Raw genomic sequence first — 25,365 nt, forward strand, 5'->3', positions numbered from 1 at the left:
CGTCTCCATAGAAGCGTTCGCCCAGGCGGATCTTGTCATGGCCGCGCGCGCGGCGGGCCCGGTTGGTGTCGCGCAGGGAATACACGCAGCCGCAGTACTCCTGTTGGTAGAAACGCTGTTCCTTGGCGATCTGTATCATGCGCTGACTCCCGCCACCCTTGCGCCAGTTGAAGGTCCAGTAGCGCAATTCTGGGTAGCGGCGCGCGGCGCGCTCACCGCAGGCGTTGATCTGATTCATGTCCTTCCAGCGCGAGATGCCAAGCGAGCTTGTGAAGACCGCAAAACCGTGCTCCACGGCATAGAGGGCCGAACGTTCGAAGCGCATATCGAAGCATACCGTGCAGCGCGCCCCGCGCTCGGGTTCGTTTTCGAGACCCGCCACGCGCGCAAACCAGTCGTCCTTGTCGTAATCGAGATCGACGAAGGGCACGCCGAGCCGGTCGGCAAAGCGCTTGTTCTCGGTCTTGCGCAGCTCGTACTCTTTCAGCGGGTGGATGTTGGGGTTGTAGAACAAGACCTCTAGGGCCACGCCCGATCGCTGCATCTCCTGCATGACATCGGCTGCGCACGGCGCGCAACACGAGTGCAGCAGCACGCGGCGGTCGTCGGACGGCGGAATGAGCAGGGGGCGTTCGTCAGCCATGGCTCATTGTACCGCGGGGATCTTCTCCCGACAGGCCCCCTCCGCCTTTTCCAGGATATCCGTGGTCGCCGTGATCCACGCCTCGGCGCGGGCGTTCAGGGTGGCGGCGTTCAGACCCTCTCCCGAGATCGGCGGACCGATCACCACGCGCACCACGCCCGGCTCCTTGATGAGTGCCCGGCGCCCCCAGAAGCAGCCGGCGTTGTGCGCGACCGGCAGCACCGGGCAGCCGGCGGCGAGGGCGAGACGCGCCCCACCGAGCTTGAATCGTCCATGGCGCCCAGCCGGCACGCGCGTCCCCTCCGGAAAAATGATGACATGGCGCCCGGCGGCCAGGCGCTGGCAACCCCCCTGTATGACCTGATCTATGGCCTTGCGCTGTTGCTCGCGCGCAATGGCGATCGGCTGACTCAAGGCCATCCCCCAGCCGAGCAGGGGGATCCATAAAAGCTCCCTCTTCAGGACCCAGACGTGGGGCGGGAAGATCCACTGAAAGGCCAGGGTCTCCCAGGTGGACTGGTGTTTGGAGAGGATGACGCATGGCGTGTCCGGGATGTTCTCGCGCCCCGAGACCTCATATGACAGCCCGCAGGTGAGTTTGAGCCACCACATATTGAAGCGCCCCCACTGGCTTATGACGCGGTAGCGTGGTATGGGGCGCAGCCAAAAGAGCGCAAGCACGACCGGCGCCCAGATGATGATCGACAGGATGAAGCCTGCCTGGAAGGCCACGGCCGCGAGCGGTTTTTTCATGCGCCGCCGCCGACGCCATGGGACAAGACGGCATCGGTGAAGGCCGCGAGGTCGTCGTAGACAGGGACCCCCACGAGGCCCCGGCCCTCGGTGATCGTGCGCAGGCCCTTGCCGGTGCGCACCAGGACCGGGAGCGCTTGCGCCGCGCGCGCCGCCTCCAGATCCCGGCGCGAGTCGCCCACCGCGAACGTGCTGTTGAGGCTGGTCTTGAAGCGCGCCGCTATATCATGAAGAAGCCCGGGCAGCGGCTTTCTGCAGGTGCAGCCGTCGCCCGGTCCGTGCGGGCAAAAGAAGATGGCCTCGATCTCCCCGCCCCTATGATGGACCTCGTCCAACATGCGGTTATGTATCCGTCCGAGCATGTCGACGTTGAAGAGACCCCGGGCGATGCCCGACTGGTTGGTGGCGACCACCACCTGGATGCCGGCGTGCGTAAGCCGCGCGATCGCCTCCAGGCTCCCCGGTATCGGGCGCCATTCCTCCGGTGTCTTGATGTAGTCGTCGGAGTCCTCGTTGATGACGCCGTCGCGGTCGAGGATGACAAGACGCATCAGGAGTCCCGGAATTCCGAGACCCGGATGCGCCCCGCGACCATGCGTGACGAGCGCTTCATGAGGGCCTCCATCTTGTCCCAGAAGGCCCGGTCCAGCGCGAAGTCCGCGGAGATCGCCGTACCCATGAGCAAAATGAGCAGATCGGCGCACTCCTCGGCGAGCGCCTCCCGGTCTCGGCCCTTGGTGATGCAGGCCGAGATCTCGCCCAGCTCTTCGGCCATCAGCGCCACCCGGTAGACGAGTTCCTCGCCTCCGTGGTTCTTCAGGTCGTGCTTGTCGTGGAAGCGCTGTACCGCCGCGAGCATGGCGGCAAAGGAGTCCTGGTTCCCATCATTCATGCGGGTCTCCCGATATCTTCAGACATGACAGATCCCCAACCCGCTCGCACAAGGCGGCGAGCCGTGCCAGCAGGCGCAGGCGCCCCCTGCGGGTGGTGGCATCCTCGCTCATCACGAGCACCTCCTCGAAGAAGGCATCGACGGCCGGCCGCAATTCCCCAAGCGAGGCGAGCGCGCTCCCATAGTCACCACGGCCGCTTTGGTCGCCCACCCCCGCCTCGCAACGCGCGATCTCCTGCGCAAGCCGCCGATCGGCCTTCTCGACCCCGGTCCAGGGCTCGTGGTCGTCGAGGGGCTCATGATTTTGCCGCAGGATGTTGCGGATGCGCTTGTGGGCACCGATCAAGGCCGGGGCCGCCGGCCCTTGTGTAAAGGTCAACAGCGCTTGCGCCCGTCGTGTCGCATCGTAGACCCGATCAAGCCCCCCCGCCAGGGCCGCCGCCACGATGTCTTGCGAAAGCGTGCCCTCGAGGAGATTGCGCAGGCGCTCGGTGAGGAAGCGATGCACGATATCGGTGGTATCGGCGGCCAGGAGCCCGGAGGGGTATTGGGCGCACGCGCCCGAGAGCAGCGGGGTGACCGGCAGGTCCTGCCCATAGCGCTCGCCTAAGGCCTCCAGGAGGCGCAGTACGCCGATCGCCGCGCGCCGCAGGGCGAACGGGTCTTTATCCCCGGTGGGGCCCTGTCCGATTCCGAAGATGCCGACCAGGGTATCGAGCTTGTCGGCCAGCGCCAGCGCAAGACCCAGGGTGCCGTCGGGCAAGGCGTCGCCCGCGAAACGCGGCCGGTAGTGCTCGGCAATGGCGGCGGCCACGGCCTCATGCTCGCCATGGTGGCGCGCGTAATGTCCACCCATGATGCCCTGAAGCTCGGGAAACTCCCCGACCATGCCGGTCAGGAGGTCGGCCTTGCACAGGGCGCCCGCGCGCGCGGCCTGCCCGGGGTCCACGCCGAGCTTCTCGGCGATCAGGCCCGCCAACCGCGCAAGGCGCGCGGCCTTGTCGGCAAGACTGCCCAGGCGTTGCGCGAACGCCACCTGCGAGAGCCCCTGCGCGTAGGTCTCGAGGGGCCTTTTGCGGTCGGTGTCCCAGAAAAACCGCGCGTCGGCGAAGCGCGCCGCCAGTACCCGTTCGTTGCCCTTGCGTATCGCCTCATCGTCTTGCGGCGCGATATTGGCGATGGTGATGAAATGCGGCAAGAGCCGCCCCTGCCGTTGCAGAGGAAAGTATTTCTGGTGGTCTTGCATGGCTGCAATCAGCACCTCGCGCGGCACCTCGAGAAAGTCCGCGTCGAAGGAGCCGAGCACCGCGTGCGGCCACTCGACAAGCGCGGTCACGAGATCGAGCAGCCCTTTATCGACGAGCGGCTCGGCGGTGATCGTGGCCGCGAGCCGATCGATCTGTCCGCCAATCCGTTCGCGGCGCTCGGTAAAGCTCGCGATCACGTAGCCCTCGGACTCGAGGAGGGTCTCGTAGGCCGCCGCCTGTGAAATCGCAAGCGCGCGCGGGGCCTGGAATCTGTGGCCGCGCGACATTCGTCCACTCATCACGCCGAGCACCGGGATACGCAGGGCGCGCGCGCCATGCAAGGCCACCACCCAATGCACCGGCCGCACGAATTCCGTGACCCCCGCCCCCCAGCGCATGCGCCGGCGCGCCGGCAGCCGTTGCAGGACGCCTTCGAGGATGTCCGCAAGGACCACGGCAAGGCCCCGCCCGGGACGCCGCTCGCGATAGCCCAGGAACTCTCCGCGGTCGGTCGTGAGCCGCTCCAGGGCCTCCACGCCCACACCCAGGGAGCGCGCAAACCCGTGAGCGGCGCCGGTCGGCGAACCGTCTTGCGTGAATGCCGCCGCGAGCGCCGGCCCCTTACGGACAACGGTCTGCGCGCCTTGGCGCGCGGCCACCCCCGTTATGCGCGCGGCGATCCGCCGTGGTGCCGCGAAGCTATGTGTCGAGGAGTCGCAGGCCAGCAGCCGGCCGTCGGCCAGTGCCGCGCGCAGGCCCTCTGCAAGCGCCTCTGCGAGCGCCACGAGTTCCCCCGGGGGCAATTCCTCGGTGCCGATCTCAACCAATAGGTCGTTTCTCTTAGTCATGGGTCGGCCGTATCCGGGGAAATCCCAGCGTTTCGCGTTTTCGGTAATAGCCCTCGGCCACGCCGCGCGCCAGCGCGCGCACGCGCCCTATGGCACGCGCACGTTCGGTGACGCTCAATGCATGGCGGGCGTCGAGCAGATTGAAGGTGTGCGAGGCGTGCAGGACATGATCGTAGGCGGCGAGTGGCAGGTCGGCGGCGATCAGGCGCAGGCATTCGTCCTCGAATGCCTGAAAGCGCGCCGAAAGCGCCTCGACCGAGGCCTCCTCGAAGTTGAAATGCGATTGCTCGACCTCGTTCTGCCGGTAGAGGTCGCCGTAACGGACCTCGGCATTCCATGCGAGGTCATAGACGTTATCGCAACCCTGCAGGTACATGGCGAGCCGCTCCAGACCGTAGGTGATCTCCCCTGTCACCGGCCGGCATTCCAGGCCGCCAGCCTGCTGAAAATATGTAAACTGGCTCACCTCCATGCCGTTCAGCCACACCTCCCAGCCGAGACCCCAGGCCCCGAGCGTGGGTGATTCCCAGTTGTCCTCGACGAAGCGCACATCATTTACCAGGAGGTCTATTCCGAGCGCCTGAAGGGATTTGAGGTACAGATCCTGAATGTCGAGGGGTGATGGTTTCAGCACGACTTGAAACTGAAAATAGCGCTGCAGCCGATTCGGGTTCTCGCCGTAGCGGCCATCGGTCGGGCGTCGCGAGGGCTGCACATAGGCGGCCCGCAGCGGTTCGGGCCCCAGGCTCCCGAGAAAGGTCGCGGGATGGAAGGTCCCGGCGCCCACCTCGACGTCGTAGGCCTGCTCGATAACGCAACCCTGTCTCGCCCAATAGCGCTGCAGGGCAAAAATGAGTTCCTGGAATGTCACATCATAGTCCTTGAAAGAAGGGATGCGCGGGCAATCCCCGGTCGTGGCGCCGGTTTCCGCGTCACTATAATGGGTGAGCGGCGCTTTCGGCAAACGCCGCGCGGTGCGATGATGAGGCGGCGTGCTGATCGTGTCCGGGGGCGCGGCGGGCGGTGGCCCGCAGGAGCCGCAGGATCTTGGCGGTGCGCTCCCGGAAATAGCGGCTGCGCGTGGCCGGATTCGCGCCGAGCGGGTCTGGCAGGGTGGCGGCGAGCTCCGCCGCCTGGCGGACGGTCAAATGCGCCGCGCTTTCATGAAAATAATGGCGGGCGGCGGCGTCGGCCCCATAGAGGCCGCGGCCGAATTGCGCGTCATTCAGGTAAATCTCGAGGATGCGGTCCTTGCGCAGGAAGTGGGTGAGCGCGATCGTCAAAACGGCCTCGTTGGCCTTGCGAAAGAACGTCCGCGACGGGCTGAGGAAGAGGTTCTTGGCGGCCTGTTGGGTGATTGTGCTGGCCCCATAGACGATGTGCCCGGCGCGCCAGTCATAACGGGCCGCCCATAAGATGGCGCCGACATCGAAGCCGTCATTATGATAGAAAGTCGCATCCTCGCCGAGCACCACGGCGCGACGCAGCGCCGGGGCGATGGCCGTCAACGGCACGGGTCGCCAGCGCAAGGGCGGGCCGCCGTGGCGTGCCCGTTCTTTCAGGTAGGCGGCCATGAACCGCGAGCTCGGGACCGGGCCTTGCGCCAGGTGGGGGGCCGCTACCCAGCGGGCCACGAGGGTAGCGAGGTCCAGGGCCGTGGCGGCCAATACCAGGCCGGACAGCAGACGCAAGAGGCGCATAAGTTCCCTTGGGGTGCGGGAGTGACGCATCCCGCGATATACTGTCGGCCCGCCGCAAGGCTTCAAGGCGGGCGCAACAGCATACCGGGTGGAGGGGTGGCCCGCCAAGGACCTATGAAAAACCATAAACGCAAGGCGATCGTCCTGCTCTCGGGCGGCCTTGATTCGCTGCTCGCGGCACGCCTGATGCTCGATCAGGGCATCCACGTCGAGGGGATCAACTTTTTTACCGGCTTTTGCGTGGAGGGGCATACGCACGCCGTGCGCCGTGATCGCAAGGACCGTCTCGTGCGCAACAATGCCCTTCACAGCGCGGAACAACTGGGCATCAGGCTCCATATCGTCGATGTCATCGACGACTACAAGGATGTGGTCTTGAATCCGCGCCACGGTTACGGCGCGCACCTGAACCCGTGTCTTGATTGCAAGACCTTCATGATCGGGCGCGCGCGATCATGGATCGAGGAGCACGGTTTCGATTTCATTGTCACGGGTGAGGTCTTGGGGCAGCGGCCGATGTCGCAGCGACGGGACACATTTCCAGTCGTGGCGCGCGAATCCGGCGCCCTGGACCGGCTGTTGCGGCCGTTGTCCGCGAAGCTTTTGCCGCCAACCCTTCCCGAACGCGAGGGCTGGGTGGATCGCGAGCGCCTCTTGGGTTTGAGCGGCCGTAACCGCAAACCCCAGATCGCCTTGGCGCGCGCCTATGGTTTCGAATACGCGCAGCCCGCCGGCGGGTGCTGTTTCCTGACCGACGAGAACTACGCCCACAAGCTTCGGGATCTGTGGGTAAGTCGCGGCGAGCGGCGCTACGACTTCGACGACATCATGCTCCTGAAGATCGGGCGCCACCTGCGCCCGCACCCGTCCTTCAAGCTCATTATCGGTCGCGAAGAGGGGGAGAACCGGTTTCTGGAGGGCTATCGCCACCGCTTCGTGCATTTGTGGGCGCTCGAACATAAAGGGCCCCTTGCCCTTGTGCAAGGCGATGTCGACGAGGCCGGTCTCGATCTGGCTTGCGCCATTACCGCACGCTTTGGGCAAGGACGGTGCGAGGCGCGGGTACGCATGGCGGTGGGAGGGCCTGGTGGATCGACCCGCGAGCGCGATGTCGCGCCGCTGCCGGCCCATGCGCTGGCCGCCGATTGGTACTTGTGAGGCCATGGATCTCGACGCCCGCTATCTGCTGTGTCCCATGCCGGTGATTCGCGTCAGCGCCGCCATCGGACGGGTCGCGGCCGGCGATACCCTGACCGTGCGCTGTACCGACCCGGGGGCCCTGCACGATATACCGGCCTGGTGCCGCCTCGAGGGGCACGAGGTCGTGGAGACGCGCACCGAGGTCTCCGGAGACATCGTGATCGTCATACGGGCCGGGGGCCGAGGATGATGGACAAAAACGCACCCGAGACCGGGGACGAAGCGGGCGGCGAGCGTCAAAAAGTGGTCTTGCGCGGACTTTTCGTCAACGTCGTGCTGGCCGCGGGTCAGCTCGCCGTGGGGGTGCTCGGGCGGTCGGCGGCGCTGGTTGCTGACGGCTTCCATACCCTGTCGGATCTTTTGAGCGACGCGCTGGTGCTGACGGCGGCGCATTTCGGGGCCCAGGCGGCCGACGAGGATCACCCCTACGGACATGCGCGCATCGAGACCGCCGGTACCTTCGGATTGAGCCTGGTCCTGGTCGGCGCCGGTGTCGGCATAGCACTCCATGCCGCCGCGGCCTTGAGTGCGCCGGCACGGCTTGCGCGGCCCGATTTTCTGGCGCTGGCCATGGCGCTCGCGGCCATCGGCATCAAGGAGGGTCTGTTCCGTTATATGCGCCGCGCCGGTTCGCGGTTGCATTCCGAGCTCCTTCACGCCAATGCCTGGCATTACCGGACCGACGTCTTTTCCTCGATCGTGGTGGCGGTCGGCGTGGCCGGCAGCATGATGGGCGTGCGTGACCTCGATTCGGTGGCCGCCATCGGTGTCGCGATTCTTATCGTCCGCATGGGTGCCATGCTCGGCTGGCAGGCCATGCGCGAGCTCGTCGACACCGGATTGGAGGCCGAGAAGCTCGAGCGCATCCGGCGCGTCATCCTGTCGATCGACGGTGTTCGCACCCTGCATCTGCTGCGTACGCGTCGCGCCGGGGGCCGCGCGTTTGTCGATGTCCATATCCTCGTGGACGGGGCCATCAGCGTCTCGGAGGGCCACCAGATCAGCGAGATGGTGCGCGTGGCCCTCATGCGCCACGTGAGCAATATCGCCGACGTGGTGGTGCATATCGACTCGGAAGACGATGAGCATGCCGCCACCAATGCACGCCTGCCATTGCGTGCCGAGATCTTGAAACGTCTCGAACATTATTTCGCGGGTATCGAGGCCGCTCGGGCCATCGAATCGGTGGTTTTGCACTATCTGCGCGGGCGGATCGCGGTGGAGTTGCATCTGTCGCTGGATCTGGCCCCGACCGCGGCCGATGCCCGGGCCCTGCAGGAGCAGTTTGCGCAGGCGGCGGCCCGCGATCCGCAAATCGCGTCCGTGGAGGTCTGCTTTCGTTAGTTGCCCGTTTATGGTGCATGCTGCCTAGGAGAGCCCCATTATGGTGCACATGGATGACGCCCTCTGCCCGAAATCGCCCGGTTGGCGACGTTTGCTTGGTGGCATATTTCGTGCAAAATGGCCGCCTCAGGCGTAATGACCGCCCCGGCGCCCCACAATAATTCAGAGTCAGGAGAAATGCATGTCCGCGAACGTCTTGAAAATGATCAAGGATAACGACGTAAAGTTCGTCGATTTTCGGTTTACCGACACCAAGGGAAAGGAACAGCACGTATCGGTGCCGTCCCATACCGTGGATGAGAAGCTCTTCGAGGAGGGGAAGATGTTCGATGGCTCGTCCATCGCCGGTTGGAAGGCGATCAACGAGTCGGACATGGTCCTCATGCCGGATGCCGCCACCGCGGTGCTCGACCCGTTCACCGAGGAACCCACCCTGCTGCTGCGCTGCGACGTGCTAGAGCCCGCGACCATGAAGGGCTATGACCGCGATCCGCGGTCCATTGCCAAGCGCGCCGAGGCCTACATGAAGAGCACCGGTGTCGCCGATACCGCGTACTTCGGCCCCGAGCCCGAGTTTTTCATATTCGATGACGTCCGCTGGACCGTCGACATGTCGGGCTCGTCTTGCCGTATCGATTCCGAGGAGGCAAGCTGGAATACCGGCAAGGATTATGATGGCGGCAATCTCGGCCACCGGCCGGGGGTAAAGGGCGGCTATTTCCCGGTCCCGCCGGTTGACTCCGGGCAGGATATCCGTAGCGCCATGGCGCTCGCCATGACCGAGATGGGACTGGTCGTGGAGGCCCACCATCACGAGGTCGCCACCGCCAACCAGAACGAGATCGCCACCCAGTTCGCCTCGCTCGTGCGTAAGGCCGATGAACTCCAGATCCTGAAGTATTGTGTTCATAACGTCGCCCGCAATCATGGCAAGACGGCGACATTCATGCCCAAACCCATCGTCGGCGATAACGGTTCGGGGATGCATTGCCACCAGTCGCTGGCCAAGGGCGGCAAGAATCTATTTACGGGCGAGGGCTATGCCGGCCTGAGCGAGACCGCGCTCTTTTATATCGGCGGCATCATCAAGCACGCGCGCGCCCTGAACGCCATTACCAACCCGCTCACCAACAGCTACAAGCGGCTGGTTCCGGGCTTCGAGGCCCCCGTCATGCTCGCCTACTCGGCGCGCAACCGTTCGGCCTCCATCCGTATCCCGCACGTGGCGAATCCCAAGGGTCGGCGTATCGAGGTCCGTTTCCCGGACCCGGGGGCCAACCCCTATCTGGCGTTTTCGGCCATGATGATGGCCGGCCTCGACGGCATCCTGAACAAGATCAATCCGGGTGACGCCGCCGATCACGATCTCTACGAGCTGACCCCGAAAGAGGCGAAGAAGATCCCGACCGTCTGCCATTCCCTGGACATGGCCCTGGAGGCCCTGGACAAGGATCGCAAATTCCTCACGGCCGGCAATGTCTTCACAGACGAGTTCCTGAACTCCTACATCGCGCTCAAGATGCAGGAGGTCACGCGCCTGCGCATGACCACGCATCCCGTCGAGTTCGACATGTACTACAGCGTCTAGGCAGCTGCCGTCTGTCGCAAGACCCGGGTCCTCCCGGGTCTTTTTGTTTTGGTGTCCGATCGATCCCACCCGTCTGCCCGGCCGGATGAGCCCAGACGCGGCCCGCCACGGGTCGCACTCCCCCGCGAAAAACTCCGCATCAGGCCATTTCAAGTCGTGTCCGGATAACAGGCACGGATGAGCATGATGAGCATTCCAGACATATCGTTATTTTCCACGTTGTCCGTCATAGGGCCGATCTTTGCGCTTTCGCCACGGGACCATAATGCGCCCTCGCCGGATTGGCGACAACGTGAATGGAAGAGGTGCTTATGAACCGGAGCAAGGTGGACGAGTTATTGTGTGAGGCACTCGAGACCGAACGCGGCGGGGTCAAGATCTATGAGACCGCGTTAAGCTGCGCGCAGAACGCCGACTTGCGCAAGGAGTGGGAGAAGTTCCTGGCCGAAAGCCGCCGCCACGAGCAGATATTGAAGGATATCTGCACGGAGTTCGGTGTGAACGCCGAGCAGGAGACGAGCGGGCGGAAGATCGTGCGCAGCCTCGCGGAAACTCTGGTAAAGATGATGCAAATGGCGCTGAGTTCAGGCGTGAGAGGGCAGGCCGAGATCGTGGCCGCGGAGGCCGTCACCACCGCCGAGCTTAAAGATCATATGAACTGGGAATTGATCGGCGAGGTCGCGAAGAAGCTGGAAGGCAACGACGCGGCGATCCTGAAAAAGGCCTACGAGGAGGTGGAGGATCAAGAGGACCGGCACTTCTACCACTCGCGAGGCTGGGCGCGCGAGCTATGGGCCGCCTCCCTCGGCGTCCCGGCCGTGATCCCGCCGCCCGAGGAGAAGATGAACGTGAAGAGCGGGATGGGCGCCGCCACTGCCCAGGGTTCCCGGAAGCTCATGTAAAAACGGCGCGGCGGGATCTTCCCCGTCCGCGCCCTGTCCCGGCCGCGCGCCCCGAGAGGCCCGCGGCCTTCGTTTGTTATCCCAAGCCCCCGCCCGGTATGGCCTGGACGGGGTCATTGCCGGTGGTGGTTGTCCCGAGCGAGGCGTAGGCGCCGGGATTGCGGGCCTCGCTAAAGGGCGGGATCGACAGCGTTTGGATATTGCCCGGCGGCGCGGAGCCCGTGGAGGTGCCGAGCACATTGTCGACCACATACAGGGCCTTGCCGTTGGGCGCGATCGCCAGCCCATAAGCATCGGTGAAGGGTGCCGCGCTTGTGAGGGCTACCGGTGTCGTATTCCAGCCGACCCCCGAAGCGAGCGGGTTCGTTCGCGTAAAGACATCGACCGTGCCGTTGGCGCTTCCATTCGTCCCCTGCTGGGTTGCCACATACAGCCGACGCCCCTTCGGGCCTATGGCGAGGCCAAGGGGTTTCTGCCCGGGCACCGTGAGCGTCGGTGTCGTCGCCGGGGTGAGGCTACCGTTGGCCGCGTCTATGCGATAGATCGAGATGCTCGTGGCCGAGCCCGCATTATTGTTGGTGACGTAGAGGTGGCGGCCGGTCGGACCGCTGATCACAGTCCAGGGGTTGCTTCCGGCCGGGACGGTATAGGCCGGCGTCAGGGCGCCCGTGTCCTGATCGATGGCAAAGCCCCCGATGCTCCCCGAGGCATATTGGGCGACATAGAGATACTGCCCGGTGGGGTCGACGGTGAGCAGCATGGGGTAGAGGCCGCTCGTGTCCGTGGGGCTCGAGCCAAGCGCGGCGGGGGCCGCGCCCGACAGGCTATAGGAGCTGATGGTCCCAGGGCAATTACCGCCACCGGTGTTCTGGTAGCAGCTATTGGCGACATACAGGTAGCGACCCGAGGGGTCGACCGCGATCCCCATGGGGCTTTGGCCGGCGTCCACCGAGGGTCCGGCGCTTAAGCGGCCTTGGCTATCGATCGGAAGGACGGTGACCGTGCCGGTGCCACCGCTCGACCAATCCGAGGCATAAAAAGTCGCGCCATCGGGGGCGATCGCGCCGGCGCTCGGCCCGTTACCCCCGCCTTGAGATGTCACCGGACCGCTGAGGGCCCCATTGGCCGCCACCGCATAGCCCACGATCTCGCTTGGGGCCTGCTCCACGACGTAGAGCCTCTGCGGCGAGATGCCGACCGTCGCCACCAGACCCGCGACCCCTTGCGGCAGGGGCCGGGTGCGCGCAACGGCCATGAGTCCAGGCCCCGAGCCCGCGGTCGTGGCGCTGTAGGCGGAGAGTTCGTCACGGCTGGCATTGGTCACATAAACGGTATGCCCGAGCGGGGAGACGAATGTGCCGGTCGCCTGCCCGGCTGATCCCAGGACCGCTGAGGTGGGGCAGGACACGCCGCCGCTTACAAGCGGGAACGTGACAAGCTCGGTGTCTCCGGATCCTTGACCCACGACATTCAGTTGGTTCGTGCCGACCGAGAGGGCGCTTGCGGTGAGCCCCGAGGGGAGCGGTACGGTGTCTTGCGAGTTGAGCGCCCCGCCGGCGCCAGCGGTGAAGGCCACCACATCCGTCGACGTCAGCACATACAGATTCCCGGCACCATCGGCGGCCCCGGCGATGGTGCCGCTCAAGGCGGTGGTGGACAGCTTGGCGGGCATCCCGCTGCCGGCGCTGAAGGTGGTGATGCCGTCGGCGCCAAGCCCATAGAGGATGCCGGGACCGGCCACGAGGCTTGTGAGGGAGGCGCTCGGGCTTGTGGCGCCGATCACAGTCAAGGTCCCGTTGGCGCCGATGCTAAAGGCCGTGATGGTGTCATTGCCGGTGTTCAGGGCGTAGAGGTCGGAGCCCACCACCGCAAGCGAGGTGGGCTGCGCGCCGCTTGTCACGGGGGTCCCCAGGGATGTCAGGCGGTCGGTCTGGCTGTCCCAGGCATAGGCCGAGACCGTCTCGCTCTTGCCGTTGGCCACGTACACGTAGCGGTCAGCACTCACCGCCACGGCATCCGGTCCCTGCCCCGTGGGCACATAGCCTCGATCGACCAAGGCCCCGGTCCAGGGGTCGCGCACATAGTACCCGAGGCTGTGGGTACCGGAGGGCACGAGGATGAGTGATGCCTGCACCGTTCCGCTCGCCGGGGCGTTAGCGGGGCTCGTGGGAATAACCGTCGCGGCCGGCTGCGGCGACACCGCCTGGCATTGCTGAAGACCGGTGGGTGCCGGGCCCCCGGCGCTCGGGGATGGGCCCGAGGACGACGTGCTGCTGCTGCTTCCACTCCCTTGGCAGGCGGATAAAACGGCGCACGCCAGCAGGGCGCCTGCGATTCTTGCCTTCAATGGCATAATGAACGACCTCCTGTCGTAGACTGTCTTGCGCGGGCCGCGTACACCGACCGTGCTGTGCCGTTATACGGCCCCGCCCGCCCGCGCGTCATCCACCGAAGGTCCGTCAAACTTAGGTCGCTCGGACCTGAGGCCTAGGAGATCGTGTGTAAGGGGCACATCAAGTCACGCCGATGGGTCACGGGCGAGCACGGGGGTCCCGGCAGGCCTGCGGCGGCAAAGAGCAATGAGGGCGGGTGGGCGTGTCCGCGCGGTCAGGCGGCCCAGGCCCGGCGCCGGATTGCCTTGAGGATGCCGAGATGGGTCGCAGTCAGGCGTGCGCGGGCCCTTGAAGGCAGAGGTCTTTCAGGGCCGCATAGTTGCGGATCTCGGTTTTGCGACCCTCGGTCACGATGAGTCCGTCGTCACGCAGTTTGGAGAACATGCGGCTCACCGTTTCGAGCTTCAGACCCAGGTAGTTGCCGATTTCCTCGCGGGACATGGGCAGATGGATGACCGCGCGCGGTTGACCGCGGGCCTCCAGGCGGTCGGCAAGGTTGAGCAGGAAGGCCGCCACCTTGAGTTCCGCGGTCATCGTCCCCAACACCATCATGAGGCCGTGGTCGTTCCCGATCGCACCGCTCAATAGCTTATGGAACTGGTGTTGCAGGCGCGGCAGGTCGGACAGCAGGCCCTCGAGCTTGGCAAACGGGATCTCGCAGACCTCGCTGTCTTCGAGGGCCAGGGCGTTGCCGCGATGGACATCCGCGCTGATGGCGTCGAGCCCCATGAGCTCCCCCTCCATGGGAAACGCCGTGATCTGCTCGTGGCCGCCGGCGCTCACTTCGTAGATCTTGAAGAATCCGGTACGTACCGCGGCCAGGGCCTGCAGGGGGTCGCCCGCGCGGAACAGGTGTTGGCCGGCGAACACCCGGCGACGTCGTTTGACGAGTTCGTCGAGTCTCCCAAGTTCCTCGGCGTCCAGCCCCAGGGGAAGACAGATTTCCCGCAGGCTGCAGTTCGAACACCGCTGTCTCAGGCTGCTCTCGAAGCTCGTAACCGCCATGCGTCGTGTCATCCTCTTATTGGTGAGGCGTCTCCGGTCGGCCGTGCCGGCCCAGAAGGCAATCGCCAAGGTCTATAAGGATAAGCTACTTTTGATTAGTATCAAGGTCTGCCCTAGACGGGACGTAAGTCTACTCCCCGCTCGCGGGTCAGGGAACGATTTATCCCCTTTGGGACGCGAGTTTATGCCTTTTGGGATAGGAGAAGCCCTCTGCTCGACCTCCCAGGCGCCGGACACCACCGTTGATCCGTGGACCTCCCTGCTGTGTGCAGCCGTCGCGACCCGTATCCTGCCGTCGCTTCACGCGCGGTTCTTGCGAGCCTCGTGTCGTGGAAGGCCGACGAAACCGGATCCCTGTCCGCCCGAACCGTAGTCGCAACCGTGCTCCGGCATGGCCCATAGGCCGCGCGAGCCCACGCCCATTTCTTGTGCGCTGACGATCGTTTCCGGCACGGGGGCGGGGATCTGTCCTGCCCCTTTTCAGCCGGCCTGCACCGCGCGCCTATACTCCAGGGGATCCCCACGAAGGCTGCCAATCGCGCACCATGGGCCCGTTTTCCACATACATCGAAGTGTCTGATCCGGTGCGCGGCAAACCCACCGTACAGGGCGGGGAAGGATCCCATGAGGATTTTCCGTTGGTCGTAGCACGGACTGCGTAGGCGTTCCTTGTTCAGCCCGCCGAGGTTTGTCGCTCTGGAAATCCAGGGCGCGCAGAGATGCGACACACGGGGAACGCCACCCCTTCACCAAGCGCCACTGGCCTCCCCTTTGACGTCGCCAGCCCCTCCCCGATCGTCAAGAGGGTTATTCCAGGTACCGACTATCCCGCATTGGATTCGTGGTGACGATGGTTGAACGCATCGCGCCTCCCCCTTGAAGCGCTCAGTTTAGAAGAGTCTCGGGCTCCCGGACATTGAGCCCCCAGCCTTGAAAATCCCGCCCGTTCAGGGTCAGCAGATACACAATTCCATGAATTCGCATAAAGGCTGCCAATCGCGCATCATGGGCGCGTTTTCCGCACACATCGAAGCGCGTGACAAGCGTCTGCCACTCGTCCAGCAATCGGGGTGTGTCCGAGGGAACGGCGAACAGCTTGCGGAGCGACTGCACATGGGTATTCGTTATCTGGGGGGTCCACCCGAGTCCATTGTTGACGGCGGGGCGCGTTGCGACTGCCCAGAACTCAAAGAGCACCTGGGGCGCGAGGCAGACTCTTGCACTTTTTTTGATCAGTGTCTCCACGGCGGCCTTGCAAGCCATATGCTGTGGATCGTTACGATCGATCAGTCGGGATATGACATTCGTATCGAGGAGGTAAGATTCCATTAGTACAACTCGTCTCGACTCAGTTTGTCCAATGGGATATGCGGAACGGGGGGAATGGATGCCAACCAATCCCTGAACGTCCGTAATCGATTTTCCGCATCGCGGTCCACGGGGGGGTGCTGTCGAGCGTCACCCAAGTATAAGTCGAGTTCAATGATAACCAGCGTCGTTGTCCCCGATTCCCTGTCGAGGAGGCTGCTGATCGAGTGGTTGCGTTGCGCCCAGGACGCCGGTAGCGACAATGGCTCGCTAGGCCACCACAATGGTGCCGGATCGCCATACGACCGTATGATGCTGTCCGGCGGGAGCGCTTGGCCATATCCAATAGTGTAAGCCCAGTTCATCTTGTTTTTCAGGCCTCGTAAACGCAGCGGCGCAACCATTACTCATACAGGGGCTCGAGGCGGTCCAAGGCCTCCTCGGTCAGCAAATCCAGGAAAAGCTGTTTCGAGCTTTGGTGGGCGCTATTGGTCCGCTCATCAAGCCGCCCCCAAAACTCCTCAGTGGTATGGCAAATCGTGTCGATGTCCACAAGCGTGCCTCGGCGCTGTTCACCGGGAGGTATGGTTACGTCTGCAGGTGTGGCGATCTGTATGATATACGCGAAGGCGCCGTTGCGAATTTCCGTGCGCAGCTGCGTCGGCCGGTCTCTGAGGTTGTTCCCGGCCAGCGTCAGAGATACGCGCAGGCTTGCCAATGATGGCTGGGGATCCAGTTCGATCAGGTCGATATATTTAAGGGAAAATCGCTCCGGTTTTTGGATAAGACCGCTCGATTCCAGTACGTGAGCGAGTTCTCGTATTCGCTGAGAGAACTCTCCCCAGCCTGCATATGGTCTCCGGTTATTCAGAGACACCATATGGTCGCCGACTTGAATGGCAAACGGGGCACCCGAGACTGCTTCCATGCGAATAGTGGGAACATAGCGCAGAATCCCATTTTGTCGGGCGATGGGCCGCGGTATATCCGCCGCAGGAAGACGGGTTGTTACGGGATACCTATCCCGCAGGGACTGGAAGAGGATACCTGGCAAAATTTCGCCCAAACCGACCGGCGCGTCCGTATCCGTACCAAAACGTAACTCCCAAATGGCCTCCAGTAGAGGCTCTTTTTTGAGTCGCTTTAGTATTCTCGTCTCCACGTCTCGATATCCTCGTCCCGATCCCGCAATTTGATGCGCCTGCCCCGATATCTCCCTTGCGCGTCACCGTAGAGCATATCATAGGGAAGAGTAGCTAGATCCCCTCGAATTCGGTCGGTATGGCGACAAGTCCGGCTAGTTTTCAGCGTTGGAGTGGTTGGGAGCGGCAGGAAGTGCGAAGACCAATCCAGGCGCCCACCGGCCAGGCGCGCCGCGAGGGACCCCTTGGGACGCAAGTCCTGAGGCGTAGCGGGTTGCACTGCCTCGGGCTTGGTGTCGGGCGTGATCGCCTTGCCGGATCGTTTCTAGGGCCCCGGTCGCACCCCGCCGGAAAGCCTACCATCTGCCTGTCCGATCGCTTACGGGCGTTCCCCGGTGCCCTCGCGGCGCGTTCCCTGCGTGCGCATAGTGCGGCCGTTTCTCGTATCAGGGGGGGGTGATCTGTTTCCGCCGCCTCTAATCGGCCCGCACCGCGTGCCCATGGGTCATTCGCCATCCGTCCCGCATGTTGAGGGCCATGAGCGTGATATTCGCGAATCCGGCGCACAGTTCGAGACCCTGAAATACCACGAAGTGCGCATCGAACCGACCGGCGGATGCCAAGTCATCCAGATAGAACGCGCATGGTGTAAGGACCAAAAGGCCGTTGGCGGCGACAAGCCGCATGCGTCGCAACTTGCGTTCGACCAGGGCGCCCCGGTGGTGGCGCGCAAGGCGTAGCCCCGAAAGCCCGGTAAGCGCGAGCGCGGGAACCAGTATGGCGAGCCCCGGGAAGACGATCAACTGCTTAACGGTCGCGATCGCGGCATGGCGGCCCATGAGTTCGACGGTCACGCTCGATCCAAGGAAGATCGTGATCAGGGCGGTTGCGAGCAAGGCGGTCATCCCGTGCATGATTCTCGTCATCAGCCTGTTCCCCGGCTTCTTTGGCCTTTGCGCATCACTGTCGATGCCGCGGCGTTGGGCCGCGTCGGTTTCACGGCCTTGCGGCCGGCCGCGGTCTGCGCGCGTGCCGCACCAGCGCCCTGCGCCTTGGCGTGCACCGTCGGCACCGGACTGGGCCATGGGGCATCGTCGTCGCGCAGTCGCACGATAAGGTCCCGCAACAGTGAATTCAGGAGGGCCTTTTGTGTCTCGCCGAGACCCTCTGTTGCCTGGTCGTTCACGGCGATGGCGTACGGTAGAAGGGTGGCCTTGAGCGCATGGCCGGCCCTCGTCAGGAAGACGCGTACCTGCCGGCGATCGCGGGAATCGCGCGCCCGGCGCACCCAACCGTCGCGCTCCATGCGACCCAGGGTGCGGACGGTGGTTGCCTCATCGATCGGGATCCTGCGGCTCAACTCTGTTTGCGAAAGCCCCTCCTCCTCCCAAAGAAACAGAAGGAATGGCCACTGACCGATTGGAACTCCATGGCGCACGATCCGGGAGTGCAGGGCGCGCGCCAGAAGACGCGCTGCGGCATTGACCAGATAACCAAGGCTATCCTCGATGACAAAGCATGGTTCCGCGTCGTCCTTGCTTTCGGCGATCCGCGAATCGCATCGGGCGTCGTGTCTTTTGGGCATCGATGAGACCATCTCCTGGCGACCGCGCGCCTCAGGGTACATTGTGCCATAGCAATAATTGCTATGGCAACTATCTCGGCCGGCGCCGGCATCTCCGGGGTACGCCACCGCCCGGGCGGCTTTATGGTGGCCGCCGGTCTTGACCTAGGGCAATGGCGTTCCACCGCCACCTGTCGACAATGACACCCATCGATTCTTCAAAAAGGAGCAGACCGTGTCGAACAGAGGATTGTCGAGCTTTTTGGCGGCCCAGCACCGCGAATTGGACCAGCTCATGGAGGACGCGGACAATGCCTGTGGGACGCCGCAGGGCGCCGCGGCGTTCGCGCGCTTTCGCGAGGCCATGGAGCATCATCTGGAGATCGAGGAACGGGTGCTGTTTCCGGAGTTCGCGCAGCGCACAGGACCCGGGGGGCCGCTCGTGGTCATGCGCCAGGAGCACGATGCGATCCGCGGCCTTTTGGCCTCGGGGCAGGACGGTCAAGGCGCCGCATGCCGCGCGCTCTTCGACACCATGACCGTGCTCGTGTCGCAGCATCATTTGAAGGAGGAGAACGTCCTTTATCCGATGAGCGATACGCTGCTTGCGGACTGCGCTGAGGGCCTGCTTGCGGCCATGAGGGAGGCGACGGTCGTCCATGAATGAACGCTTTATCGATGCCAGCGACCTCGAGCCTCCGGAGCCGCTCCAAGTGGCGTTGCAGGCGGCCACCGCGTTGCGTCCGGGGGAGCAGGTACGGGTGCGCCTGCCCCGGCAGCCGTATCCGCTGTTCGGGCTGCTCGCCGAGCGGGGTTTTGTCTACGAATCGGTGGCCGTGGCGCGTGGCGAGGACTGTGTCTATGACGTCGTCATAACACGCACGGCGCCGAGCCCACCATGAACACCCGGGGACTTGCCTTCGACGAGGCCCCGCCGTTGATGCTCGTTCTGCGATCCTTTCTTCTTGCGCCCTGGTTTCTGGCGGCATCCGGGGTCGTGCTGATGGCCGCCGGCCCCACCGCCTGGGTCGATCGTTACACCCCGGGCCTTCTGGCTGCCACCCATCTCGTAACCATAGGCTTCCTGACGCTGACCGCCACCACCGCCGTGTTTCAGCTGGTGCCCGTGGTCGCCGGTATCGGGCTCCCCTATGCGACGGCGCTCATACCCGTCGTCCGCTGGGGTTTCGCCCTGGGCGCGGCGCTACTGGCCGCGGCCTTTCTTGATAATCGGCCGTTGTTCTTTGCCCTGGCCGCGATCCCGCTCGCGCTCGCGGCGGCGGTCTTTACGGTCTCGGCGGCTTCGGCCTTGTGGCGATTACCAAAACAGAAGACCATGACGCCCATGATCCATGCCATCCTGATGCTGGGCGTGGCGCTGGTCTTCGGTTTGATCATGGCCGGCGAGCGTGCCGCGGGCGCGCCGGTCTCGGCAGCGCTGCTCGATACTCACCCCTTGTGGGCGCTCGCCGGCGGCGCCTTCGTGCTGTGGGCGGCGGTCGCCGCCCAGGTCTTGCCGATGTTTCAGGGCGTGCGCCCGTGGCCCGCGCGCGTATCGCTCATGCTCGGGCCGTTCGTTCTTGGCCTGTTGCTGGCGATACTTGTCGCCGATGTCTGGGCGGGTGGCGTATGGGGCGCGGCCCTGCGCATCGCCTTGGCGGTGGTGGTCGCCACCGCCGCCGCGCATGCGGCCCATCGTCTTCACACACGCACCCGCAGGCGGGCCGATGCCATGACCTTTTTCTGGTATATGGGGCTTGCCGGTCTGACGGGCGCGGCCGTGGCCGGCGGGCTCATGGCCGCGCATATCGTGACGGGGCCGAGGGGGCCGCTGGTCTTCGGATTTCTGGCCATTGCCGGTGCCGCGGTCTCGCTGATCGACGGCATGCTCTACAAGATCGTGCCCTTTCTCGTATGGCTTAACCTCCAGCGCCAACCGGGCGCCGCCCATGTGCTGATGTCGTCTGCGATCGGCGAACGCGCCACCAGACGTCATGCCGTCGTGCACGCCGCCGCCCTCGGCCTGGGTCTCGCGGCGATCGGTCGGCCACGCGCATTCGGTGAGGCCGCGGGCGTGGCATGGACGGCCGATGGCGTCATGCTCGGCGCCAATCTCGTCGTGGCGCTCGTCTTCTACCGGCGCCTATCGCGCGCCGCCACCGGTGTCCTGCCCCATGCGACTCTTTGACGCGCCCCACATCGCGTATTTTCTGGGAGGGCTCGCGCAGGTCCTTCTGGCCTTGATCCTCTGGGCCTTGTGGCTGCTCGGGGCCTTCGCGGGCGCCTATGCCCTGCCGGCCCTGCCCATCTCGCCGGTCGCCTTGCATGGCTTCCTGATGATCTACGGGGTCTTCCCGTTTTTTGTGTTCGGCTTTCTCGCGACCACCTTCCCGCGCTGGATGCAGACCACGCCGCCGACCCGCCGCGCCTATCGCAACGCCTTCGCGCTGCGGGCCGCGGGCCTCATCCTGGTGTATGCGGGCCTTATCCTCGGAGACCGCGCCGTGGTCCTTGGGGCCCTGATCATGGCGGTGGGCGATGCACGCCTCGTGGCCGCGCTCATCGGTGTCTATCGTCGCGCACGCGAGACGGCGCGCCGCGGGGTCCTGCTCTTTACCTGGACGCTCGCAGCCGAGGTCGCGGGGCTCCTGCTCTATGCCGCCGCCCTCTGGCGCGGGTCGCCGGTGTCACCGCTGATCGCGATCCGCGTCGGCCTCTTTGGTTTTCTCATACCCACCCTGTTCGGGGTCAGTTACCGCATGATCCCGTTTTTCACGGCCTCGGTCCTCACCGGCTACCGGCGACCCCTTCCCAACCCGAAGGTCCCGATGGTCTTTCTGGCCGCCACCGCAAGCCATGCATTGCTCGCAAGCCTTGGCTGGCGTGCCGTGCTCGCCGTGCTTGATCTCGCCATCGCCGCGGCCGCCTGGTATCAGCTGGTCCTCTGGTTTCGGTGGGATGTCCTGCGTCACGGCCTCCTGCTGCTTTTGTATGTCGGCTACGCGTGGCTGGGGATGGGCTTTGCGCTCTATGCCGCAAGCGATGCCGGGCTGGTCATGGGCCACCAGGCCCTGGGGCGCGGTCCGCTCCACGCCCTGGGGATCGGTTTTGCCTTAAGTCTCATCGTCGCCATGGCCACGCGTGTCACGCGCGGTCACTCCGGTCGCCCGTTGGCCAGTGACACCTTAAGCTGGGTGGCCCTTTTGGGCATCGAGGTCGCGGCGGTCTTGCGCATCGCCGCCGACATCCCGGCGCTCGATCGGCTCGCCCCTTACGATTTGAGCGTGTTCGCGGCACCGGTCGCGATCGCCGCCTTGTTGCCTTGGGCGACCCGTTATGCCGTGATGCTCGCCACTACCCGCCGCGAGATGCCATCGTGACGCGTCTCCCGATCCTGCCCCTGTTGCTCGCCGTGCATGTCCTGTCCGTGATCCTGTGGATCGGTGGTCTGGCCTTCGTCACCACGGTGGTGCTCCCGGCGCTGGTCCGGCTGCCGGCCGCCCAACGGATCCCGGCATTCCTCGAGATCGAGCGGCGATTCGGTCTGCAGGCGCGGGTTCTGGTGCTGGTGGTGGGGGCCTCGGGCGGCTATATGCTGATGCGACTCCATCTCGCGGGCCTCATGGCTGGCGCCCATGGCCTATGGCTCGACGGCATGGTCGCGTTCTGGGCACTGTTCATGCTCTTGCTGTTCGTGCTCGAGCCGGCGGTGCTGCATCGCCATCTGCGCGAACGCGGGGCGCGCGATGGCGAGGCCACGCGCGCCCTGCTGCTGCGCGGTCACGCGGTCTTGCTGGTACTCGCCCTCATCGTGGTGACCGCCGCGGTGTTGGGTGTCCAGGGCGTCGGATGACCACTAGCCTTCGGGCAGCACCACGCCTGGCATGATCGCGCGCAGTTCGGTGGCGAGCTGCGGCGTGAGCCACGGGCGATAGGTCGCCGCAAGCCGCGGGTCGGGGCAGCCCATGGGCCGGAAGTTCTTCAGCGTCACTGAGCGCGCACCCAGGGCGACAAGCTCCCTTAGCATGGTGAAAAGATCACGATCGGGCAATAGTTCCGGATGGACGGTGGTGCGTAGCTCGTGGGGCCTCCCGCTGCGCAATACGATCTCGATCGACGCGCGCGCCGCCGTGCCGCTCTCGTCACGCGCAGTGATCGCATCATAGCGGGAGAACGGTCCCTTGACGTCGAGCCCGACCCAGTCGAGATCGCCGAGCATGGCCTGCAGGCGCCGCGGCGACACGCCGGCGGTATGCAGGGCGGTCGCGAACCCCAGGGAACGGACCTCCGTGAGCGCCGCGTGGACCGCGGTGGCCTGGGCCAACGGTTCGCCACCACTCATGACGACCGCATCCAGGAGACCCACGCGGGTCTCGAGAAATCCACGCACCGCCGCCCACGACAAGCCCGCTTCGCCTGTCCAGAGATGACTATTGTGGCAATACGGGCAGCGCCATGGGCAGCCGGTCACAAACAAGACGGCGGCCTGATGTCCCGGATAATCCACGCTGCTCCAGGGCACGAGGCCGCCCAGGCGCAGGCTCACGCTCACGCCGAAAGCCTGGTCTCCACGAAGAACTGGCGCTCGTAGTGCTCGCCCTTCTTGCCCTCGTTGAACGAGGCCACCGGCCGATGGTAGCCCATCACCCGCGTCCACACCTCGCAGACCTGCCGTTCCTCCGGGCGCAGCCCGTAGCCCAACCCTTCCTTACCGTCCGATGCTCCGTCCATAATCTCCCTCCTCGTCTATTCGCCCTGTGCCAGGGCCCGCCGCCGCGCCCACGCCTCTTCGTCGCAGGTCGGGCAAAAGACATGCTCGCCCGCGAGATAACCATGGCGCGGACATATCGAAAATGTCGGTGTGATGGTGATGTAGGGCAGGCGAAAGCGCGTCAACGCGCGTCGCACAAGGTCGCGCGCCACCGATGCGCTAGATAGCCGCTCGTTCATGTAGAGATGCAGGACCGTGCCCCCCGTGTAGCGTCTCTGGAGGTCTTCCTGGCGCTCCAAGGCCTCGAAGGGATCCTCGGTGAAGCCGACCGGCAGCTGCGATGAGTTCGTGTAGTACGGGCGATCGGCGGTCCCGGCCTGCAGGATCCCGGGAAAGCGCTTGCGGTCGGCGCGCGCAAACCGGTAGGTCGCGCCCTCGGCCGGCGAGGCCTCGAGGTTGTAGAGGTGGCCGGTCTGTTCCTGGAAGCCGGCGAGCCGCGCACGCACATGATCGAGCAGGCGGCAGGCCTGCGCGTGGCCGGCGGGATCGGTGATATCGATCGCTCCGGCCGTGAAGTTGCGCACCATCTCGTTGATTCCGTTGACCCCTATCGTCGAGAAGTGGTTACGCAGCGTGCCCAGATAGCGTTTCGTGTACGGGAACAGGCCCTGATCCATGTAGGTCTGTATGGTCTTGCGCTTGATCTCGAGGCTTGTGCGCCCAAGCTCGAGCAGCCGGTCGAGGTGACCGATGAGCCCGGCCTCGTCGCCGCGATGCAGGTAACCGAGACGCGCGCAATTGATGGTAACGACCCCGAGCGAGCCGGTCTGTTCCGCCGATCCGAACAGGCCATTGCCGCGTTTCAGGAGCTCGGTCAGGTCGAGCTGCAGACGGCAGCACATGGAGCGGACCATATGGGGCTTCAGGTCCGAATTCATAAAGTTCTGGAAATAAGGCAGGCCGTATTTCGCGGTCAGCGAGAACAGGCGTTCGACGTTCTCGCCCTCCCAGTCGAAGTCCGGGGTGATGTTGTAGGTCGGGATCGGGAACGTGAACACCCGCCCCTTGGCGTCACCGGTCTCCATGACCTCAAGATAGGCCTTGTTGATCATGGCCATTTCCGGGGCCAGGTCGCCGTAGGTAAAGGGCATCTCCTCGCCGCCCACGACCGGCACCTGCTGACGAAGGTCCTCGGGACACGTCCAGTCGAAGGTGAGGTTGGTAAACGGGGTCTGCGTCCCCCAGCGCGAGGGGATGTTCAGGTTGTAGATGAGCTCCTGGATGCATTGCAGGACCTCCTCGTAGCGCATGCGGTCCTTGCGTATGAAGGGGGCGAGGTAGGTGTCGAACGAGCTGAAGGCCTGCGCGCCGGCCCATTCGTTTTGCAAGGTGCCGAGAAAATTCACGATCTGGCCGACGGCGCTCGAGAGATGCTTTGGAGGGCTCGCCTCGACCTTGTTCGCGACCCCGTTCAGGCCTTCCGCGAGCAGCGTGCGCAACGACCAGCCCGCGCAGTAGCCGGACAGCATGTCCAGGTCATGGATGTGCAGGGCACCGTCGCGATGCGCCTCGCCCACTTCTTTTGGGTAGACATGATTCAGCCAGAAGTTCGCGACCATCTTGCCCGATACGCTCAATATGAGTCCGCCGAGCGAGTAGCCTTGATTGGCATTGGCCTGCACGCGCCAGTCACGGCGATCCAGGTATTCGGTGATCGCCTCTTCGACCTCGACGCGGACCTTGCCCTGTTCGCGGGTCAGTCGCCGCTTCTCGCGATAGACGATATAGGCGCGCGCGGTGCGCCGGTAGCCGTGGATGAGAAGGGTGTCTTCCGCGAGGTCCTGGATGGTCTCCACATCCGGGCTCCCGGCGGGGCAACGATCACGGACCTCCTGGGTCATGCGCGTCGCCTCATCGGGCCCGTACTCGCCGGTCGCGCGCCCCGCGCGCAGCAGGGCGTAGTAGATCTTGCGATCATCGAAGGATGCGACACGGCCATCGCGCTTACGTACGCTATCGGGGGTTTTCGTGACCATGGGCACCCTACTCCTTGTGTTTCGGACGACTACAAGTACAACTTCTTGCGGTCATGCCCCTTGATATGCGTCAATTCCCGAGACCATGC

Annotated in this window: 23 protein-coding genes and 2 pseudogenes; 10 read left to right on the forward strand and 15 right to left on the reverse strand. The window is 64.7% G+C overall.

All coding sequences use genetic code 11. The features are described from left to right. Positions 1 to 4 precede the first annotated feature (4 nt). The 7 genes and pseudogenes from C4901_RS01150 to mtgA form a co-directional block, all read right to left on the reverse strand. A pseudogene (locus C4901_RS01150) lies at positions 5 to 643 on the reverse strand (epoxyqueuosine reductase QueH); the annotation flags it as partial. 3 nt (positions 644 to 646) lie between these two features. Then, positions 647 to 1,396, reverse strand: a complete 750-nt coding sequence (locus tag C4901_RS01155) for a 1-acyl-sn-glycerol-3-phosphate acyltransferase (RefSeq protein ID WP_110135761.1) — start codon at positions 1,394 to 1,396, stop codon at positions 647 to 649. After that, positions 1,393 to 1,947, reverse strand: a complete 555-nt coding sequence (gene gmhB / locus C4901_RS01160; RefSeq protein ID WP_110135762.1) for a D-glycero-beta-D-manno-heptose 1,7-bisphosphate 7-phosphatase — start codon at positions 1,945 to 1,947, stop codon at positions 1,393 to 1,395. The genes C4901_RS01155 and gmhB overlap by 4 nt, the downstream gene beginning before the upstream one ends. After that, complete coding sequence (locus C4901_RS01165; RefSeq protein ID WP_110135763.1) at positions 1,947 to 2,288, reverse strand: nucleoside triphosphate pyrophosphohydrolase family protein; 342 nt, start codon at positions 2,286 to 2,288, stop codon at positions 1,947 to 1,949. The genes gmhB and C4901_RS01165 overlap by 1 nt, the downstream gene beginning before the upstream one ends. Further along, complete coding sequence (gene glyS / locus C4901_RS01170; protein ID WP_110135764.1) at positions 2,281 to 4,383, reverse strand: glycine--tRNA ligase subunit beta; 2,103 nt, start codon at positions 4,381 to 4,383, stop codon at positions 2,281 to 2,283. The genes C4901_RS01165 and glyS overlap by 8 nt, the downstream gene beginning before the upstream one ends. After that, positions 4,376 to 5,254: a glycine--tRNA ligase subunit alpha gene (gene glyQ, locus C4901_RS01175; RefSeq protein ID WP_205736120.1), complete on the reverse strand. Its 879-nt coding sequence runs from the start codon at positions 5,252 to 5,254 to the stop codon at positions 4,376 to 4,378. Before glyQ ends, glyS begins: the two co-directional genes overlap by 8 nt. A 64-nt stretch (positions 5,255 to 5,318) precedes the next feature. Continuing rightward, on the reverse strand, positions 5,319 to 6,083 hold the full coding sequence (gene mtgA / locus C4901_RS01180) for a monofunctional biosynthetic peptidoglycan transglycosylase (protein ID WP_168185468.1): 765 nt from the start codon (positions 6,081 to 6,083) through the stop codon (positions 5,319 to 5,321). A gap of 114 nt (positions 6,084 to 6,197) precedes the next feature. Between mtgA and C4901_RS01185 the strand changes: the two genes are divergently transcribed. From C4901_RS01185 to C4901_RS01205, 5 genes are all read left to right on the forward strand, one after another. Continuing rightward, positions 6,198 to 7,241, forward strand: a complete 1,044-nt coding sequence (locus C4901_RS01185; RefSeq protein WP_110135765.1) for a tRNA (5-methylaminomethyl-2-thiouridylate)-methyltransferase — start codon at positions 6,198 to 6,200, stop codon at positions 7,239 to 7,241. Between the two features lie 4 nt (positions 7,242 to 7,245). Continuing rightward, positions 7,246 to 7,473 carry a sulfurtransferase TusA family protein gene (locus C4901_RS01190; RefSeq protein ID WP_110135766.1) on the forward strand — a complete coding sequence of 76 codons (228 nt, stop codon included), beginning with the start codon at positions 7,246 to 7,248 and terminating at the stop codon, positions 7,471 to 7,473. Then, positions 7,470 to 8,627 carry a cation diffusion facilitator family transporter gene (locus tag C4901_RS01195; RefSeq protein ID WP_110135767.1) on the forward strand — a complete coding sequence of 386 codons (1,158 nt, stop codon included), beginning with the start codon at positions 7,470 to 7,472 and terminating at the stop codon, positions 8,625 to 8,627. The genes C4901_RS01190 and C4901_RS01195 overlap by 4 nt, the downstream gene beginning before the upstream one ends. A 181-nt stretch (positions 8,628 to 8,808) precedes the next feature. Then, positions 8,809 to 10,215, forward strand: a complete 1,407-nt coding sequence (gene glnA, locus C4901_RS01200) for a glutamate--ammonia ligase (protein ID WP_110135768.1) — start codon at positions 8,809 to 8,811, stop codon at positions 10,213 to 10,215. 311 nt (positions 10,216 to 10,526) lie between these two features. After that, positions 10,527 to 11,117: a hypothetical protein gene (locus tag C4901_RS01205; protein WP_205736121.1), complete on the forward strand. Its 591-nt coding sequence runs from the start codon at positions 10,527 to 10,529 to the stop codon at positions 11,115 to 11,117. Between the two features lie 76 nt (positions 11,118 to 11,193). Here the strand turns inward: C4901_RS01205 and C4901_RS01210 are convergent, their stop codons facing one another. The 6 genes from C4901_RS01210 to C4901_RS01240 form a co-directional block, all read right to left on the reverse strand. Beyond that, on the reverse strand, positions 11,194 to 13,251 hold the full coding sequence (locus C4901_RS01210) for a beta-propeller fold lactonase family protein (protein ID WP_110135770.1): 2,058 nt from the start codon (positions 13,249 to 13,251) through the stop codon (positions 11,194 to 11,196). A 529-nt stretch (positions 13,252 to 13,780) separates the two neighbouring features. Next, positions 13,781 to 14,515 (reverse strand): helix-turn-helix domain-containing protein, encoded by a 735-nt coding sequence (locus C4901_RS01215; protein ID WP_110135771.1) that lies wholly within the window; start codon positions 14,513 to 14,515, stop codon positions 13,781 to 13,783. An 885-nt stretch (positions 14,516 to 15,400) separates the two neighbouring features. After that, complete coding sequence (locus tag C4901_RS01220) at positions 15,401 to 15,844, reverse strand: type II toxin-antitoxin system VapC family toxin (protein ID WP_110135772.1); 444 nt, start codon at positions 15,842 to 15,844, stop codon at positions 15,401 to 15,403. A gap of 382 nt (positions 15,845 to 16,226) precedes the next feature. Further along, positions 16,227 to 16,985: a TIGR04255 family protein gene (locus tag C4901_RS01230; RefSeq protein WP_168185469.1), complete on the reverse strand. Its 759-nt coding sequence runs from the start codon at positions 16,983 to 16,985 to the stop codon at positions 16,227 to 16,229. A 456-nt stretch (positions 16,986 to 17,441) separates the two neighbouring features. Then, entirely contained in the window at positions 17,442 to 17,879 is a 438-nt protein-coding gene (locus C4901_RS01235) for a hypothetical protein (RefSeq protein ID WP_205736122.1), read from the reverse strand. Positions 17,880 to 17,890: 11 nt separating this feature from the next. Continuing rightward, entirely contained in the window at positions 17,891 to 18,550 is a 660-nt protein-coding gene (locus C4901_RS01240; RefSeq protein ID WP_168185470.1) for a MarR family winged helix-turn-helix transcriptional regulator, read from the reverse strand. 214 nt (positions 18,551 to 18,764) lie between these two features. On the opposite strand from C4901_RS01240, the gene C4901_RS01245 reads away from it, so the two are divergent. Genes C4901_RS01245 through C4901_RS01260 form a run of 5 tightly spaced genes read left to right on the forward strand, consistent with a single transcriptional unit; the run spans position 18,765 to position 22,382 of the window. Then, positions 18,765 to 19,196 (forward strand): hemerythrin domain-containing protein, encoded by a 432-nt coding sequence (locus C4901_RS01245; protein WP_145960579.1) that lies wholly within the window; start codon positions 18,765 to 18,767, stop codon positions 19,194 to 19,196. After that, complete coding sequence (locus C4901_RS01250; RefSeq protein ID WP_110135778.1) at positions 19,189 to 19,431, forward strand: DUF2249 domain-containing protein; 243 nt, start codon at positions 19,189 to 19,191, stop codon at positions 19,429 to 19,431. The genes C4901_RS01245 and C4901_RS01250 overlap by 8 nt, the downstream gene beginning before the upstream one ends. Next, positions 19,428 to 20,717, forward strand: coding sequence for a hypothetical protein (locus C4901_RS17415; protein WP_168185471.1), 1,290 nt, complete (start codon positions 19,428 to 19,430; stop codon positions 20,715 to 20,717). The genes C4901_RS01250 and C4901_RS17415 overlap by 4 nt, the downstream gene beginning before the upstream one ends. Continuing rightward, positions 20,704 to 21,909, forward strand: a complete 1,206-nt coding sequence (locus C4901_RS01255; protein WP_168185472.1) for an NnrS family protein — start codon at positions 20,704 to 20,706, stop codon at positions 21,907 to 21,909. Before C4901_RS17415 ends, C4901_RS01255 begins: the two co-directional genes overlap by 14 nt. Continuing rightward, a complete protein-coding gene (locus C4901_RS01260; protein ID WP_110135780.1) occupies positions 21,906 to 22,382 on the forward strand; it encodes a hypothetical protein in 477 nt (158 codons plus the stop codon). Before C4901_RS01255 ends, C4901_RS01260 begins: the two co-directional genes overlap by 4 nt. A 3-nt stretch (positions 22,383 to 22,385) precedes the next feature. On the opposite strand, the gene C4901_RS01265 is transcribed toward C4901_RS01260, so the two are convergent. Together C4901_RS01265 and C4901_RS01275 are read right to left on the reverse strand one after the other, a co-directional pair. Then, a complete protein-coding gene (locus tag C4901_RS01265) occupies positions 22,386 to 23,081 on the reverse strand; it encodes an anaerobic ribonucleoside-triphosphate reductase activating protein (RefSeq protein WP_110135781.1) in 696 nt (231 codons plus the stop codon). Beyond that, positions 23,078 to 25,276 (reverse strand): annotated as a pseudogene (locus tag C4901_RS01275) (ribonucleoside triphosphate reductase). The gene C4901_RS01265 and the pseudogene C4901_RS01275 overlap by 4 nt, the downstream one beginning before the upstream one ends. Between the last annotated feature and the right edge of the window lie 89 nt (positions 25,277 to 25,365).

The organism is Acidiferrobacter sp. SPIII_3, from assembly GCF_003184265.1.
Lineage (GTDB): Bacteria > Pseudomonadota > Gammaproteobacteria > Acidiferrobacterales > Acidiferrobacteraceae > Acidiferrobacter.